This window comes from Beijerinckia sp. L45 (assembly GCF_009765775.1).
In the GTDB taxonomy this organism is placed as follows: Bacteria; Pseudomonadota; Alphaproteobacteria; order Rhizobiales; family Beijerinckiaceae; genus RH-AL1.
Genome location: NZ_LMUU01000158.1, coordinates 73901 through 88138 on the forward strand (window position 1 = coordinate 73901; position 14238 = coordinate 88138).

General features: G+C 65.7%; 14 protein-coding genes and 1 tRNA gene. 10 read left to right on the forward strand and 5 right to left on the reverse strand.

Annotated features, from left to right (window positions below):
* Positions 1-108: 108 nt before the first annotated feature.
* Genes GSQ79_RS16730 through GSQ79_RS16740 form a run of 3 tightly spaced genes read right to left on the reverse strand, consistent with a single transcriptional unit; the run spans position 109 to position 3036 of the window.
* Positions 109-924, reverse strand: coding sequence for a nucleotidyl transferase AbiEii/AbiGii toxin family protein (locus GSQ79_RS16730; protein ID WP_158809814.1), 816 nt, complete (start codon positions 922-924; stop codon positions 109-111).
* Positions 911-1123, reverse strand: coding sequence for a hypothetical protein (locus GSQ79_RS16735; RefSeq protein ID WP_158809815.1), 213 nt, complete (start codon positions 1121-1123; stop codon positions 911-913). Before GSQ79_RS16735 ends, GSQ79_RS16730 begins: the two co-directional genes overlap by 14 nt.
* 38 nt (positions 1124-1161) lie before the next feature.
* Positions 1162-3036, reverse strand: a complete 1875-nt coding sequence (locus tag GSQ79_RS16740; RefSeq protein WP_158809816.1) for an alpha/beta hydrolase — start codon at positions 3034-3036, stop codon at positions 1162-1164.
* 176 nt (positions 3037-3212) lie between these two features.
* Between GSQ79_RS16740 and GSQ79_RS16745 the strand changes: the two genes are divergently transcribed.
* The 4 genes from GSQ79_RS16745 (at position 3213) to GSQ79_RS16760 (ending at position 7109) form a co-directional block, all read left to right on the forward strand.
* Positions 3213-3620: a hypothetical protein gene (locus GSQ79_RS16745; RefSeq protein ID WP_158809817.1), complete on the forward strand. Its 408-nt coding sequence runs from the start codon at positions 3213-3215 to the stop codon at positions 3618-3620.
* 153 nt (positions 3621-3773) lie between these two features.
* Complete coding sequence (locus tag GSQ79_RS16750; protein ID WP_158809818.1) at positions 3774-5078, forward strand: homoserine dehydrogenase; 1305 nt, start codon at positions 3774-3776, stop codon at positions 5076-5078.
* Between the two features lie 25 nt (positions 5079-5103).
* A complete protein-coding gene (gene recJ, locus GSQ79_RS16755; RefSeq protein ID WP_158809819.1) occupies positions 5104-6909 on the forward strand; it encodes a single-stranded-DNA-specific exonuclease RecJ in 1806 nt (601 codons plus the stop codon).
* Positions 6910-7033: 124 nt separating this feature from the next.
* Positions 7034-7109, forward strand: a tRNA-Glu gene (locus tag GSQ79_RS16760).
* A gap of 102 nt (positions 7110-7211) precedes the next feature.
* On the opposite strand, the gene GSQ79_RS16765 is transcribed toward GSQ79_RS16760, so the two are convergent.
* A complete protein-coding gene (locus tag GSQ79_RS16765; RefSeq protein WP_158809820.1) occupies positions 7212-7466 on the reverse strand; it encodes a hypothetical protein in 255 nt (84 codons plus the stop codon).
* 447 nt (positions 7467-7913) lie between these two features.
* On the opposite strand from GSQ79_RS16765, the gene GSQ79_RS16770 reads away from it, so the two are divergent.
* Together GSQ79_RS16770 and GSQ79_RS16775 are read left to right on the forward strand one after the other, a co-directional pair.
* Positions 7914-9998: a methyl-accepting chemotaxis protein gene (locus GSQ79_RS16770; protein ID WP_158809821.1), complete on the forward strand. Its 2085-nt coding sequence runs from the start codon at positions 7914-7916 to the stop codon at positions 9996-9998.
* A 120-nt stretch (positions 9999-10118) separates the two neighbouring features.
* On the forward strand, positions 10119-11492 hold the full coding sequence (locus GSQ79_RS16775) for an MFS transporter (protein ID WP_158809822.1): 1374 nt from the start codon (positions 10119-10121) through the stop codon (positions 11490-11492).
* Positions 11493-11507: 15 nt separating this feature from the next.
* Here the strand turns inward: GSQ79_RS16775 and GSQ79_RS16780 are convergent, their stop codons facing one another.
* On the reverse strand, positions 11508-12491 hold the full coding sequence (locus GSQ79_RS16780) for a D-2-hydroxyacid dehydrogenase family protein (protein WP_158809823.1): 984 nt from the start codon (positions 12489-12491) through the stop codon (positions 11508-11510).
* Between the two features lie 344 nt (positions 12492-12835).
* On the opposite strand from GSQ79_RS16780, the gene GSQ79_RS16785 reads away from it, so the two are divergent.
* The 4 genes from GSQ79_RS16785 (at position 12836) to GSQ79_RS16800 (ending at position 14163) form a co-directional block, all read left to right on the forward strand.
* Positions 12836-13261, forward strand: coding sequence for a helix-turn-helix domain-containing protein (locus GSQ79_RS16785; RefSeq protein WP_158809824.1), 426 nt, complete (start codon positions 12836-12838; stop codon positions 13259-13261).
* Positions 13258-13479: a hypothetical protein gene (locus GSQ79_RS16790; RefSeq protein ID WP_158809825.1), complete on the forward strand. Its 222-nt coding sequence runs from the start codon at positions 13258-13260 to the stop codon at positions 13477-13479. Before GSQ79_RS16785 ends, GSQ79_RS16790 begins: the two co-directional genes overlap by 4 nt.
* A gap of 21 nt (positions 13480-13500) precedes the next feature.
* On the forward strand, positions 13501-13773 hold the full coding sequence (locus GSQ79_RS16795; RefSeq protein WP_158809826.1) for a hypothetical protein: 273 nt from the start codon (positions 13501-13503) through the stop codon (positions 13771-13773).
* A gap of 63 nt (positions 13774-13836) precedes the next feature.
* A complete protein-coding gene (locus GSQ79_RS16800; RefSeq protein ID WP_158809827.1) occupies positions 13837-14163 on the forward strand; it encodes a hypothetical protein in 327 nt (108 codons plus the stop codon).
* Positions 14164-14238: the final 75 nt, after the last annotated feature.

Consider the following 14238-nt stretch of genomic DNA (forward strand, 5'->3'; position numbering starts at 1 on the left):
TTCGGACACGCACGATTGGTTTGGCTTATGCGGCAGATCCCACGAAAAAGCCAATGGGCTCAAAGGCAAAGGGGTCGGCAGGCACAATTGGCGGCCTTGAAGCAGCCGTCAGCTTTCGTTGCGGTATCGTTCCAGCATCGCTGTGCCGATCTGCGACGACGAGGGCCAGTGCCCGCGCCGCGCTCCGGAATGGCGCCGATACCGGTCAAGTGCAGCGAGATTCGGTTGCACAGGCTTATCACCTTCGAGAAACAGAAACCCGACGGCGTCGCTTGAAATGTCTCGGATGAAAACCTCTGCGCTGGCCAGCATGGCCTTGATTGCTCCATGCAATTTTTGAATATCCAGCGGAGCGTCGACGGCGAGGGCCTGGAATTCGTCCATCGTAAACGTGCTGTGGCGCCGGATATCCACCAACATCTGTTCCGGTGTCATACCTGGAAAGCGGCCCACCGCCGCCGTGATGACAGCGCCCAGCGGGAGAATCTGCTTATGCAACGTCACCAGATCGACGATATCGCGTGGCACCCGTCGGTCCGACGCGGCCGCAGCCTTGTTCGTCGCAAGATCGACTGGATGGAGGACATACCCGAAAAGCGGATCGCGGGCGGTAGGGAAAAAGCGAAAATCGGAATCAGCGACCCATTCGAGTTGTGTGTGCTCGTCCAGGCCCGCGATCAGCGCCGTCCGTTCGCTGCCCCGGCTGCGAAGCCAGGATAGATCAAGGCCAGCGGCCTTGATCGTTGCCGCATCGGCTGCCGCTATGGCAGCGAGGCGTTCATCGCAGTCATGAAAGATATCGATGTCGCTCGAAAAGCGGGGACCGTCGCGGTTGATGGCGCTTCCGCCGGCGACATAGCTGTCCGGGCTGCGACTGGCCGCAAGCAGTCCAAGAATATGGAATTGTAGCTTAGTGAGCGGCACGACAGAGCCGCTCGATGTGTTCGGCGAGGCGGCGGCCTGGCATCGAACCATGGGTGCGAAGCGCGTCGGTAATCGCCAGCGCGGCGCCGGGTGTCGGCTCGTCCAGCGCCTTCATGTTCCATAGCGCGACGGCGCCATATTCGGCGAATGCTTGCCGATACAGGCGCTTGATTTCAGCGAGGCGCTCCTGTGGGTCCATTCTGGTAATCTAGCATTTCGCCGGGTCGACGCCAACGCTCAGCTCTTCACCCGCACATAGCTCCCCGGGGCATCCTCGAGCGGCGCGAGCTTGCCGTCTCCCGGCACTCGCGCCGGGACGCGCTCCGGCGCTTGCGCTGCTAGCCATGTGAACCAGTCTGGCCACCAGCTGCCTTTCGTATCGGATGACTGCACCAGCCAATCTTCCAGCGTGCCGAAGGGTTTCGGCCCCGTCGCATAGCTGTATTTGTTCTTGGCTGGCGGGTTGATCACCCCGGCGATGTGGCCGGAGCCACCGAGCACGTAGCGCATCGGGCCGCCGAACAGCTTTGCGCCGCGGAACACCGAGGCTGCCGGCGCGATATGGTCTTCCTTCGTCGCCAAGCAGTAGATCGGGATCGTCACGTTGCCGAGTGAGAGCTGCACGCCGTCGATCTCCAACTCGCCCTTCGCGAGCCGGTTCTCCATGTAGAAGTTGCGCAAATAATACGAGTGGTTGCGCGCCGGCAGGCGGGTCGAATCGGCGTTCCACGACAGCAGGTCGAAAGCGGCCGGCGGCTTGCCCTTCATGTAATTGTCGACGACGTAGTTCCAGATGAGGTCGGTCGGCCGTAGCATGTTGAAGGCCATCGCCATCTTCGCGCCGTCGAGATAGCCCGGGCCTTCCATGTCGGCTTCCAGCGCTTTGATCTGATCCTTGTCGATGAACACCTGGATCTCGCCGGCGTCGGTAAAATCCGCTTGCGCCGCGAACAACGTGGCGCTTTCGATGCGCCGGTCGTCCATCTCCGCCATGTAGGCCAACGCGGTAGAGAGCAGCGTGCCGCCGACGCAATAGCCGATCGTGCTTACCGATTCTTCGCCCGTCGCCTGTTCCACCGCGTCGAGCGCCGCGAAGATGCCCTCGCCGATGTAGGATTCGAAGGTCTTGGTCCGGTGCCGCTCGTCCGGATTGACCCAGGACACGACGAACACCGTAAGCCCCTGGCCAACCGCCCAGCGGATGAAGCTTTTCTCCGGGTTCAGATCGAGGATGTAAAACTTGTTGATCCACGGCGGAATGATCAGCAGCGGGCGCTTCAGGACGGTGTCCGTCGTTGGCGCGTACTGGATGAGTTCGAACAGGTCGTTGCGGAACACAACCTTGCCTGGCGTCGTCGCGACATTGACCCCGAGCTCGAATTTATCTTCATCAGTCTGGCGGATGCGCAGCTGGCCATGGCCGGCCTGAATGTCCTCGGCCAGTAGGGTCGCGCCGCGCACCAGATTGTCGCCGCTCGACGATAAGGTCTCGCGCAGCAATTCCGGATTGGTGCCGACGAAATTGGCCGGCGAGAGGGCGCTGGTGATCTGCCGCAGGTAGAACTTCGCCTTGGCCCGCGTCTGCGGGTCGAGGTCGGTCGAGCGTTCGGCCAGCTGTTCGGCCCAGGCCGAGCTCAGCGTATGCGCTTGGCGGAGAAAGTCGAAGAGGGGACTGCTCGTCCATTCCGGCCCGGCGAAGCGTTTTTCGCTCTTGGCGACAGGGACGATCGGCTCGGCGGCCTCGCCCTGCATGCGCTTATAGGTCTGCGCCCAAAGCTGCATGAAGGGCATGGCGATCGCCGATTGCGCCTCCATCGAGCGGGCCGGATCGTTCATCCAGTATTCCGCGACGCGGCCGATCGACGTGACCGCGGCGTGCACCGTCTCGGACGTCTCGGTCTTCTGCGCTTCGCCCGTCTCGTAGGGTTTCAGGTACGCTGCGAGTGCCTTACCCCCTTGTTCGATGAAGCGGGCGGCGTTGGTTGCGAGCCGCTCGACGTTCGGCGGCGGGATCGGCGCTCCCGCGACATGAAAGCCGATGATGGGAGGGGCGGGGGCAGCCGGCGATGGCGCATCTGAGGGGACCTTGGGCCCGGATGCAGAGGACGTCATGCACATAACTCCATCACTGACGCTCTTGGCCTCTGTCGTCTTTTTTATCCCGGAACGGTGTCCCGCTTCCGACATAAAGGCAAGCTAGCCCAAGCGTAGGGCCGCGGGTTGAACAATGTCGCGGGCCTGGCGTTCGGGTCGGTGAGGCGAGTTCAGGATCAATGTCGAGATCACATATGATCATCGCGCCGCGGCGCGCTTTCGTTCTCCCAGCGGCGACCCTATTTTTCGTCGTGCTTTCGGCCGGCTCCGCGCCGGCGCAGAAACTCAAGGTGCACAACACCTACGGATCGCCGCTCGATACGCTGAAGAACACCCATCTCACCACGACCGTGCCGCCGGCCAAGGACTTCGTGCGGTCGACGAGTCCCGACAAGGACAAGCTCGAATACGCGCCGCTCACCGGGACCGATCCCGAGCGGCCAAAACCCCGCGATGCGAAGCAGGTCAAGGAACTCCAGGCCGAACTCGAGAGCGCCGGGGCGAAGAACGAAGGAAAGGCCAAGGGCATGCTGCCGCGCAAGCCGATTGCAACCCGTAAGGCCCGCACAGCCGAGACGCCCGCGGATTCCGCGACGCGCTGACCCGCAAGCGTTTCTGCCCGCGGCGGTGTTGGGCTTCCCGGGCAGTTTTGTTGCTTGCCTCGGCGAAGTCGGGCAAAAGGCTCGGGCTTTACCCCGCCGGGCTGACAGAATCGCTACGGCACTCGGCTCCTCCAAGTCATCGGATTAGACCTCATGCTGCCTCCTCTGCGCGTCGGTGTCGCTGGGCTCGGCACCGTCGGTGCCGCGGTTCTTCGGCTTCTCGAGCGCCAGCGGCGGACGCTGGAATTGCGGTGCGGTCGCGCCATCCATGTCACCGCCGTCAGCGCGCGCGACCGGTCGCGGGATCGCGGCCTCGATCTCGCCGGCCTCGCCTGGCACGATGATCCGGTTGTCCTGGCGCAAAGCCCCGACATCGACGTCTTCGTCGAGCTGGTCGGTGGCGCCGACGGCCCCGCACTTGCGGCGACCCGAGCCGCCATCGCAGCCGGCAAATCGGTGGTCACCGCCAACAAGGCGATGCTGGCGCACCACGGGCTCGAACTTGCGGCCGCCGCGGAGACCCAGAAGCGCGCCCTGCGCATCGAGGCCTCCGTCGCCGGTGGCATCCCGATCGTCAAGACGTTGCGCGAGGGCCTCGCCGGCAACACGATCGAGCGCGTCTACGGCATCCTCAACGGCACTTGCAACTACATCCTCTCGCGGATGGAGGCGGAAAAGATCTCCTTCGCCACATGCCTGGCCGACGCGCAGGCGCTCGGCTATGCCGAGGCCGACCCGACGTTCGACATCGGCGGCTTCGACACGGCGCACAAGCTGGCGATCCTGACCTCGCTCGCCTTCGGCACAAGGGTCGACGCCGACGCCGTTGCCGTCGAGGGCATCGAGACCATCACGCTGGCCGATCTCCAGGCGGCCGACGACCTCGGCTACCGCGTCAAGCTCTTGGGCGTCGCCAAGCGGACCGCTTCGGGCATCGAGCAGCGCGTGCATCCGACCATGGTCCCGAAATCCTCGGCGATCGCGCAGATCATGGGTGTCACCAACGCCGTGGTGGTGAACGCCGACGCGGTGCGCGAGACCATGTTGTCCGGCCCCGGCGCAGGGGGCGAGGCGACCGCCTCGGCGGTGGTCGCCGACATTGCCGATATCGCCAAGGGCGATCTCTCGCCTTGCTTCGGACTTCCCGCGAGTGCGCTGTCGACTTTGGAGCGCGCTCCGATGCAGACGCACGAGGGTGGCTACTATGTCCGCGTGGCCCTCCACGATCGCCCCGGTGCGGCCGCCGCGATCGCCATGCGCATGGCGGAAATGCAGATTTCGCTGGAAAGCATCGTCCAGCGCAGCAAGCCCGGCAGCCGCGGCGCGATGGATGCCGTGCCGGTCACCTTCATCACCCACGCGACGCACGAGGGCGCGATCCGCCGCGCCGTTGCCGCCGTCGTCGCCGATGGCCATGTCGCGGAGAAGCCGCAGGTGATCCGCATCGAGCGGGAATGACGCGCGCCTGCCCGAGCATGCTTTCATGACGCCGACGCGGACCATTCTCGGCGTCGAGACCTCGCTGCGCGGTCGACCCTGGTCGAGCCGCCTCGACATGGCCGGCGAGGCGCAGGCGCTCGCCATCGCACAGCTCGGCGGCTACGGCGACCTGCTGTCCCGGGTGCTCGCGGGCAGGGGCGTCACGCCGGCCGCTGCAGCGGCCTATCTCGAGCCGACCGTCCGCGACCTGATGCCGGATCCCAGCGTGCTGGCCGACATGGACCGCGCCGTGGATCGCCTCGCCCAGGCCATTCTCGCCGGCGATCCGGTGGCGATCTTCGGCGACTATGACGTCGACGGCGCGTCGTCATCCGCGCTGCTCGCCGACTATCTCGCCGCTTGCGGCGTTCCGCATTTCATTCACATCCCCGACCGTATCTTCGAGGGCTACGGCCCCAACGTCGAGGCGATCCGATCGCTGGCCGAGCGCGGCGCGAAGCTTCTGGTGACCGTCGATTGCGGCACCACCAGCCACGAGCCGTTGCTGGAAGCACAACGGCTCGGCCTCGACCCGATCGTCCTCGATCACCATCAGGCGCCGGAGGTTTTGCCCGACGCCATCATCGTCAATCCCAATCGGCTCGACGATCTGTCCGGGCTCGGTCCACTCTGCGCCGCCGGCGTCGTCTTTATGACCCTCGTCGCCCTGCAGCGCCGGCTACGCGCGGACGGATTCTTTTCCGCCACGAAGCCGGCGCCCGACCTGCTACACGCGCTCGATCTCGTTGCGCTCGCCACCGTCGCCGATGTCGCGGCGCTTACCGGCCTCAACCGCGCCTTCGTGGTCAAGGGCCTCGCGGTGATGCGCGAGCGCGGGCGGCCGGGTTTGCGGGCGCTGTTCGACATCGCCAGTGCCGACGGTCCGGCCAGCGCCTATCATCTCGGCTATCTCGTCGGACCGCGCATCAATGCCGGCGGTCGCATCGGGGATGCGGCGCTTGGCGCGCGTCTACTGACCCTGACGGACGACACCGAGGCCGGCGCCATCGCGGTGACCCTCGATCGGCTGAACCGCGAGCGCCAGGCGCTTGAACTCGCCACGCTTGAGGAAGCCGAGGCCGAGGCGTTGCATCAGGTTGGTCTCCACGACGAGGGCGCCACCATCATCGTCGTCGCCGGCGAAGGCTGGCACCCTGGCATCGTCGGGATCATTGCAGGCCGGCTTCGTGAAAAGTTTGGCCGCCCGGCCTTCGCCATCGCCTTCACCGGCGAGAGCGGCACCGGCTCCGGTCGCTCGATCCTTGGGGTCGACCTTGGCCGCAGCGTCCGCGGTGCGGTCGACGCCGGCATTCTGCGCAAGGGCGGCGGCCACGCCATGGCGGCCGGCGTGACGCTCGATCGCGATCGGCTCGACGCGTTTCGCGTCTTCATCGAGGCAGACCTCCTTGCCGCCACCGCGGAGGCCCGCGCCGCCGAATCGTTGCTCATCGATGCGACCTTGACGGCGGCGGGCGCCACGCCGGCGCTGCTCGCCAGCCTGGAAAAGGCTGGTCCCTACGGCGCCGGCAATCCCGAGCCGGTGTTCGTGTTTCCCGCGCACCGAGTCGTCGACGTCGCGCCGGCGGGAACGACGCATGTCCGCTTCCGCATCCAGGCGGGCGACGGTGCGACGCTCGACGGCATCGCCTTCCGCGTCGCCGCCGAGCCGTTGGGGCAGGGGCTGCTCGCAGGCCGTGGCACCGCGATGCATCTTGCCGGCACCCTTTCGCTCGACCGCTACGGCGGTCGCGAACGGGTGCAGTTGCGGCTGCTCGACGCCGCGCCGGCCGGAGCAACTCGGGGGCGCTGATCCGCCGCTTTGGGTAAAAGAGACCTGTGGCAAGACGCGCGCGGATGCAGCTCACGTCTTGTCAGCCTCCAAAACCCTCTCTATACGTCGACCCGTCGCCGCCGGGTCCGCCCGCGCCTGACCCGCGCCCATCGTCTAGCGGTCTAGGACGTCGCCCTTTCACGGCGAAAACAGGGGTTCGATTCCCCTTGGGCGCACCAGCAGCCGCAGGCTTGCTCCTTGGCGTACCGGCCGCGCCGGCGTCGTAAGCTTGTTTCGCCCTCTGCGGTACACATAAATCCAAGCCGAGACTATTCTTGCCGTCAGGGACAGTTCGGACGCTTGACGTAGACCGTGTCGCCGGCGGCGTTGGTGACGGCCGCCTGGGTAGCGCAGCTGTGGTCTTCACCGCGTCCAAACATCCCCTTCACCGAGCCGAACCAGCCGCCGTCATCGGTATCGGTAGTGTGGTCGGCGCCGGCACTCTGTGCTGCAGGGGCAGCCGGGGACTGCGCCAAGGCGATCGTTGGGATCGTGAGGAGAAGGGCCGCGCCGAGCGTCGCGTGCTTGATCACCATAAGGGGCTCCTTTTTCGACAACCGGAGGACGGCACGAGACGAGGTGGCCTGCTTCTCGCACCGCGCCACGGGTATGAGACTCCTTATGTCCTTTCGAGGGCGGTAGCCGGGAATTTTACAGGAGCGGATCGGGTCGCATGCTGGTCACATCCGAGAATCCGGTGACACCCGAGAATCAAACGGAACGAGCCTGGGCCTTTTCAGGGCGAAAACACGGATTCGAGTCTCCCGAACGTGCCAGCGCAAGACCCGCATTTCCATCATATGCAACGTCTTTTTATGTGTCCGCACCGCCACGCGCATGGTCCGCGAAGCCTGCCTTCACGCACCTTTAAGCATCATGGCGCAGACATGAGAAGGGTCTGCATCCGACGTGTCCTGTCGTTGGGATGTATCAATTAACGCTTCGGTTATGTGCCGACATCAACGTGCCGGACGATGCGATCCATGTCTGTCTCCAGTCGCATCCTCCTTTTCATCCTGGTTTCGTTGAGCGCGCTCACGGCCTTGGCGGCATGGGTGCTGATCGAACGATGGTCGACGTCGACACAGATGCACCGCCTGATGACAGGCTGTTCGGTCATCGAAAGCATCAATGATCTCGTCGGTACTTTGCAGGTGGAGCGCGGGCGCTCGGCGCTGTTCCTGAGTTCCGGTGGTAAGCGAAACGGGCTCGATCTTGTCGCGCAGCGCCGCCTGTCGGATGTCACGCGACGCGCTTTCAAGATCGTGGTGGACGACGAAGCGGTCGCGCGATTGGGGCCGAGCGTCACCGACCAGATCAAGGTTGCCGACCTCGCGTTTCAGGACATCGCGGTGCTGCGCAGCGACGTCTCAGGCGTCAAGATCGTCAGCAATGACGCGATCGCGCAGTACACCACGATCATCGGGCGCCTCCTTCAGCTCTCGGCTCTGATTGGTCGGGACGCCAACCACTCCGAAATCAAGAACTTCGAGTTTGCTTTGAGCGCTTTGCAGGGCGCGAGCGAACGCGCCGGCCTGACGCGCGCCTTCGGCAGCGCGGGTCTGGCTGCCGGCACCTTCACTAACGAACAGCTCTACCAGTTGGCGACGCTCGACACTGAAGGCCGCGACTACATCAAGTCCTTCATCATCTACGCTCCAGCGGATATCCGCGACATCTATCAGGCCGCGGTGGCGACGTCGGACGCGCGGGAGATCGACGACCTCAAGCGAGTCATCCTTTCCGTTCCCGCCGGGACGGCGGTCAAAGGCATCGACAGCGAACATTGGTTCAGTGCCGCGACCGTCCGTGTCGATGTGCTGAAAAGTATCGAAAGCCGGCTTCTCAAGGTGTTCGTCGCGCAGACGGAACAGACATTGGACGCCGCAACAATGCAGTTGTCGACGGCCGCGGTCATCGTCGCGATCCTCGTTGCTGCGATCGTCGCGTTCGGGATGTTCACGATCCGCGCAATCTCCCATCCCCTTCGTGCGATGACGGCAGCCATGCGCGGCTTGGCGGAAGGCAACAGTGCCATTGAAATCCCTGCGCTCGGGCGGCGCGACGAGATCGGGGCGATGGCGGCTGCGCTGCTGGTCTTCAAGAATGCGGCGCTCGAAAAAGAGCAGGTCCGCGCCGAGACCGACGATGAACGCAGACGCGTCAACAGCCTGGTCGCGACCGGCCTTGCGCGGCTGGCGGCCAGGGACCTGGGGTTCCGCATGGGCGACCATCTGCCCGGGACCTACCAGCAGCTTCGCACGGACTACAATGTCGCGATGGCGCAGCTCGAAATCGTGATGCGCGGCGTTGCCGGGAGTGCCGACGTCATTCACTCCGGCTCCAAGAACATGACGGTCGCGGCGGACGATCTGGCGTTGCGCACCGCGCAGCAGGCATCCAACCTCGAAGCGACCGCTGCCTCGCTCAGCGAGATCACCGCGACCGTCAGGCGCAGCGCAGAAGGTGCCCTCCACGTCCGCGAATGCGTCAGCTGCGCGGAATCCGAGGCACAGCGCGGCGGCACGATCGCGCGCCAGGCAACGGTCGCTATTCGTGAAATCGAGACGTCGTCACGCCAGATCGGCCGGATCGTGAGCGTCATCGATGAGTTGGCACGCCAGTCCAGCCTGCTCGCGCTCAATGCGACGGTCGAGGCCGCGCGGGCCGGAGAGGCCGGACGGGGGTTTGCTGTCGTCGCGACAGAAGTGCGCGAACTGGCCAAGCGCTCGGAACGTGCTGCGGACGACATCAAGGCGTTGATCAGCGCGTCGTCGGCGGGTGTGCTCAAGGGCGTCAGACTCGTCACCGAAACGGGCGACGCGCTGGAACGCATCCTCGCGCAGGTCGCCGAGGCGACTGTCGTCGTCTCCGCCATCGCACGGAGCGCCCACGACCAATCCCTGGGCCTTGAAGACCTGAATAAGATCATGAACGAGATGGACCGCGTCACCCAGAAGAACGCGGCGATGGTCGAAGAATCGACGGCGGCCAGCCATGCGCTGACGCGCGAGACGGACGGTCTGACGAACCTCGTGAGCAGCTTCAGGCTCAGTCGCGAAGGCTGAGGCTCTCCGAAGTGATGGCCGCTTTCCTCCGATCGCATCGCCGGCAACAAGACGGTTGCTTGGATCGTCCAATCCCCGCCATGTCGTCCGCGACGGAAGCAGGCGACTCGTTTGAACCCCATGACACACCCAACGGCCGAGGCACCCCGCGCCGACGGCCTTCCCACACGCAAGCGGGTCGAGGCATTGATCGCGATTTCGGTCGCCGTCGGCATGGCGAATCTCGACACCGCGATCACCAACACGGCGCTGCCGACCATCGCCCACGACATCGGAGCCAATGGTGCTGCGGCGATCTGGGTGGTCAGCGCCTATCAGATCGTCATGGTCGCCGCGCTGCTGCCGCTGGCGGCCCTCGGCGAGATTCTCGGCCATCGGCGCGTCTATATTGCCGGCGTAATCGTATTCACGCTGACCTCACTGGCCTGTGGTCTCGCGTGGTCGCTGCCGACCCTCGTCGGGGCGCGCGCCTTGCAGGGGCTCGGGGCGGCGGCGATCATGAGCGTCAACACCGCGCTGATCCGCTTCGTCTATCCGTCCAAAATGCTCGGGCGCGGGCTCGGCGTGAACGCGCTCGTGGTCGGCATCGCCTTCACCATCGGCCCGACCGTGGCCTCCGCCATCCTCTCCGTCGGGTCCTGGAACTGGTTGTTCCTCATCAACGTGCCGGCGGGACTCCTCGCCACCAGCCTCGCGTGGCGCACCTTGCCGCTGACCGATCGAGCGATCCACGCGTTTGATCCGCTTGCCGGTGTCCTCTGTGCCGGCTTCTTCGCGCTGCTCGTGTTCGGAATCGGCGACGTCGCACATGGCGGCGGTTGGGTCGCGATTACCGCGGAGTTCGGCGGTTCGGCCGCCTGCGGCTACGCGCTGCTGCGCCGTCAGGCCGGCCATCGCGCGCCGCTGCTGGCGCTCGACCTCTTCCGCCTTCCGGCCTTCTCCTTGTCCGCCGCGACGGCGGTCTGCTCATTCGCCACGCAGGGCCTGGCCTTCGTCGCGCTGCCATTTCTGCTCCAGGACGTTCTCGGCCACAGCGCCGTCGAGACCGGCTTGCTGATGACGCCCTGGCCCGCGGTCGTGGCCCTGATGGCCCCGATCGCCGGACGCCTGTCGGACCGCTATCCCCCGGGGCTTCTCGGCGGCTTCGGGCTTCTCGTGCTCAGCGGCGGCATGGCCTCGCTCGCGTTGATGCCGCGCGACCCGCATGTGCTCGCGATCGTATGGCGGATGATGGTCTGCGGTGCCGGCTTCGGCTTTTTCCAGTCGCCGAACCTGCGCGCCTTGATGGGCAGCGCTCCGGCCAATCGCAGCGGGGGCGCCAGCGGTATCGTGGCGACCGCACGTCTGCTCGGGCAGAGCATCGGCGCGGCGCTCGTCGCGCTGTGCTTGATGCTGGCTCGCGGCGACACCGGGCCGGATCTCGCGCTGTGGCTCGGCTGCGGTTTTGCGGGCGTCGGCTGCATCGTCAGCTTCTTGCGGCTCGGAGTGCGCTAGCCGGACTGACGGCCCCTAGCGCCCGAGCGCCTCGGGGTTGAGCATGCGGATCGGCGCCCCATCGAGCCAGGCCTCGATGTTTTCGACGCTGTCTTGGTAGAACCTGTGCATCACCGGCCAGCTGGAATAGCCGAGATGCGGCGTCAACACCGTGTTCGGTGCCGAACGCAGGGGATGATCGGCGGGCAGCGGCTCCTGCCCGAAGACGTCGAGCGCGGCGGTGATCCGGCCGCTTTTGAGTGTCGCCAGCAAAGCCGCCTCGTCGACGAGCGGCCCGCGCGAGGTGTTGATCAGCACCGCCCCTTGTTTCATCGCCGCGAGCTCAGACGCCCCGACGATACCCCGACTGCGGGCGGACAGCACGAGATGCAGCGTCACCGCATCGGCCGTCGCAAACAGCTCGTCCTTGCTGACACGACGCGCGCCGTGGGCGATGGCCGCCTCATCGGTCAGGTTCTGGCTCCACGCCACCACTTCCATGCCGAAGGCCTGGCCAAACCGCGCGACTCGCGCGCCGAGTTTTCCCAGACCGACGATCCCGAGGCGCTTGCCGTCCAAGGACTCGCCCATCGGCAGGGCCTCGTGCCAACGACCGCTGCGGATCAGCGCATCGGCCTGTGGAACATTGCGGTAGGCAGCCAGCAGCAGAGCCCACGCGAGTTCGGCCGTTGCCGCCGTGCTGAACTCGCCGCCGCCGGTGTTGCACACCAGAACGCCACGCTGCGTGCAGGCCGCGATATCGAGCGTCGGGGCGCGGCCACCGGTCAGCGCGACGAGACGAAGCTGGGGCAGGCGCGCGATCAGCGAGGCCGGGAAGGGGGTTCGCTCGCGCATCGGCACGATGATCTCGACGTCGGCCAGCGCTGCCGCCGCCGCGTCCTCGGAAGCGAAGGGCTCGCTCATGACCGCGATGGCGATACCGCGCTTCCGCAGTCGGTCCCAGTCCGCCGCTTGCAGGGCAACGTGCTGGCTGTCATCCAGGATTGCGATTTTGGTCATGTGCTCGTCTTCCGTCTCTGCCGGGTGGTCGGGCAGGGCGTGCCGAATGCTGTCGCGAGAAGCAAGGGTTGCTTGCCAATCGCGCCGTCGGAGATCGACGAAGGGCGGCGAACGTCGCGGCGTCGGTTCGCCACCGCAGTATTGGTCCAGGGCCTCGATGCCGACGATTGTCGCGCTGGCGCGCCAGCGCGACCGCTGTCGCGCGTCCGATGCCCGGGCTGCGTCGGTGACAATGAGGCTCCGCCCTCGGTTCAGAAATGATGCGGCCCCAGAAGTCGTTGCCGCTTTGCCACAGCGCGGGAAAAGACCGTCTGGCTTTCATCGGCGATGGATCAAACGTCACGGTGACCCGTTCACAGGAAATGGATCACCCCTTTTCCGGACGCCAAGCCGCCGCTGCGCGGGCTCTTCTCGGTCTGACGCGTGACGAGGTCGCCGAACGGGTCGGCCTTTCATCGGCGGAGGTCGCCGCGGTCGAGACCGGTGCGTCCGTGGCCGGTACCGCGGTCGTGCGCGCGTGGCTCCAAGCGGCGGGGATTACCTTCACCAGCGCCGACGGCGAGGCGGTCGGCGTTAGCATGACGCTCCCCCACGACGATGTCGTCGCTCTGACGCGCCGGATCGAGGCCCTTGGCGAAGGCTTGAGTCAGGCCGTCGTGCCATCCCCTCCAAGTCCGGAACGGGCGCTGAAGCAGATGAAGATCGCGTTGGCGAAGAACGACGTCACCAAGCTGAAGAACCGGCGCGCCCGGCTGGAGGAATCCAAGTGATCGACACGACCCCTGGCCCGGTCATGCGACCTATCTTTTACACGGTCGGCTTCGCGTGCCTGTTGATCAGCGTCGCCTGGGTTCTTCAGGCGTGGCTGTTTAAAGTGGACGATGGCGGCGCGGCATCGGTCATTTGGACCATTCTTGGGGCCGCGATTGCTGGAGTCGGCGCGGCATTCCTCCTGGCCGGCCGCTATTGGACGCGTCCCGACCTCTGATCTCTCAAGGATACGCTTATCATGCGCAGTGCGCTCACCATCGGATTCTTGGTCTCACTCGCCGGGTCGACAGCCGCCATGGCTCAGGCAACGGTCTATTCGACCACACCGGCGCCGCGGTCCTCGGTCGACGGCACGGTGACGCCGAGCCACGAGGGGCTTGGGTTGGCGCCAAACGTCGGGGACAGTGGCGGTGCTTCGGCCTTGCCGGGAAGCCCTGGAACGGCTGGGACGACAGGGACAGGATCGGCCGGCGTCGGGCCAACGGGGACGATGGCCTCGCCCGGGCGGTAACGCCGATCTTGCCGGGGGCGGCAACTCGCGCCATGCTTGCCTGGGGCACCGGGAGACGCGACCATGAAGCAGTCGGAGTTCGGAACATGGCGTCCGATGGTGAGCGCACCGCGTGACGGAACGCGCGTCCTCGTCGCGATGTACGCCAGCGAGCAGGGGCCGGCCGACGTCGATGTGGCGCGATGGGCGCATCCCAAGCCATCCCGCGACGCCTGCTGGGTCGCGTCCGACTCGAGCCACGACTGCATGATCACATACGAAGAGGCCGAGCTGGCGTTTTGGATGCCGCTCCCGGCATCACAGCCGCAGCACCGCACCGCTTATTCCGCTGCGGTTTTGCCACCCGTCCCCGGCAAGCCTGATGAAGAAACGGGCGGTTCCGGCATCTGACGGACGATATCCGCGCAGATCCGCCGAAACTGCGACCATTTCTTGTGCCGACGACTTGACACCTGTCCAAAGCCG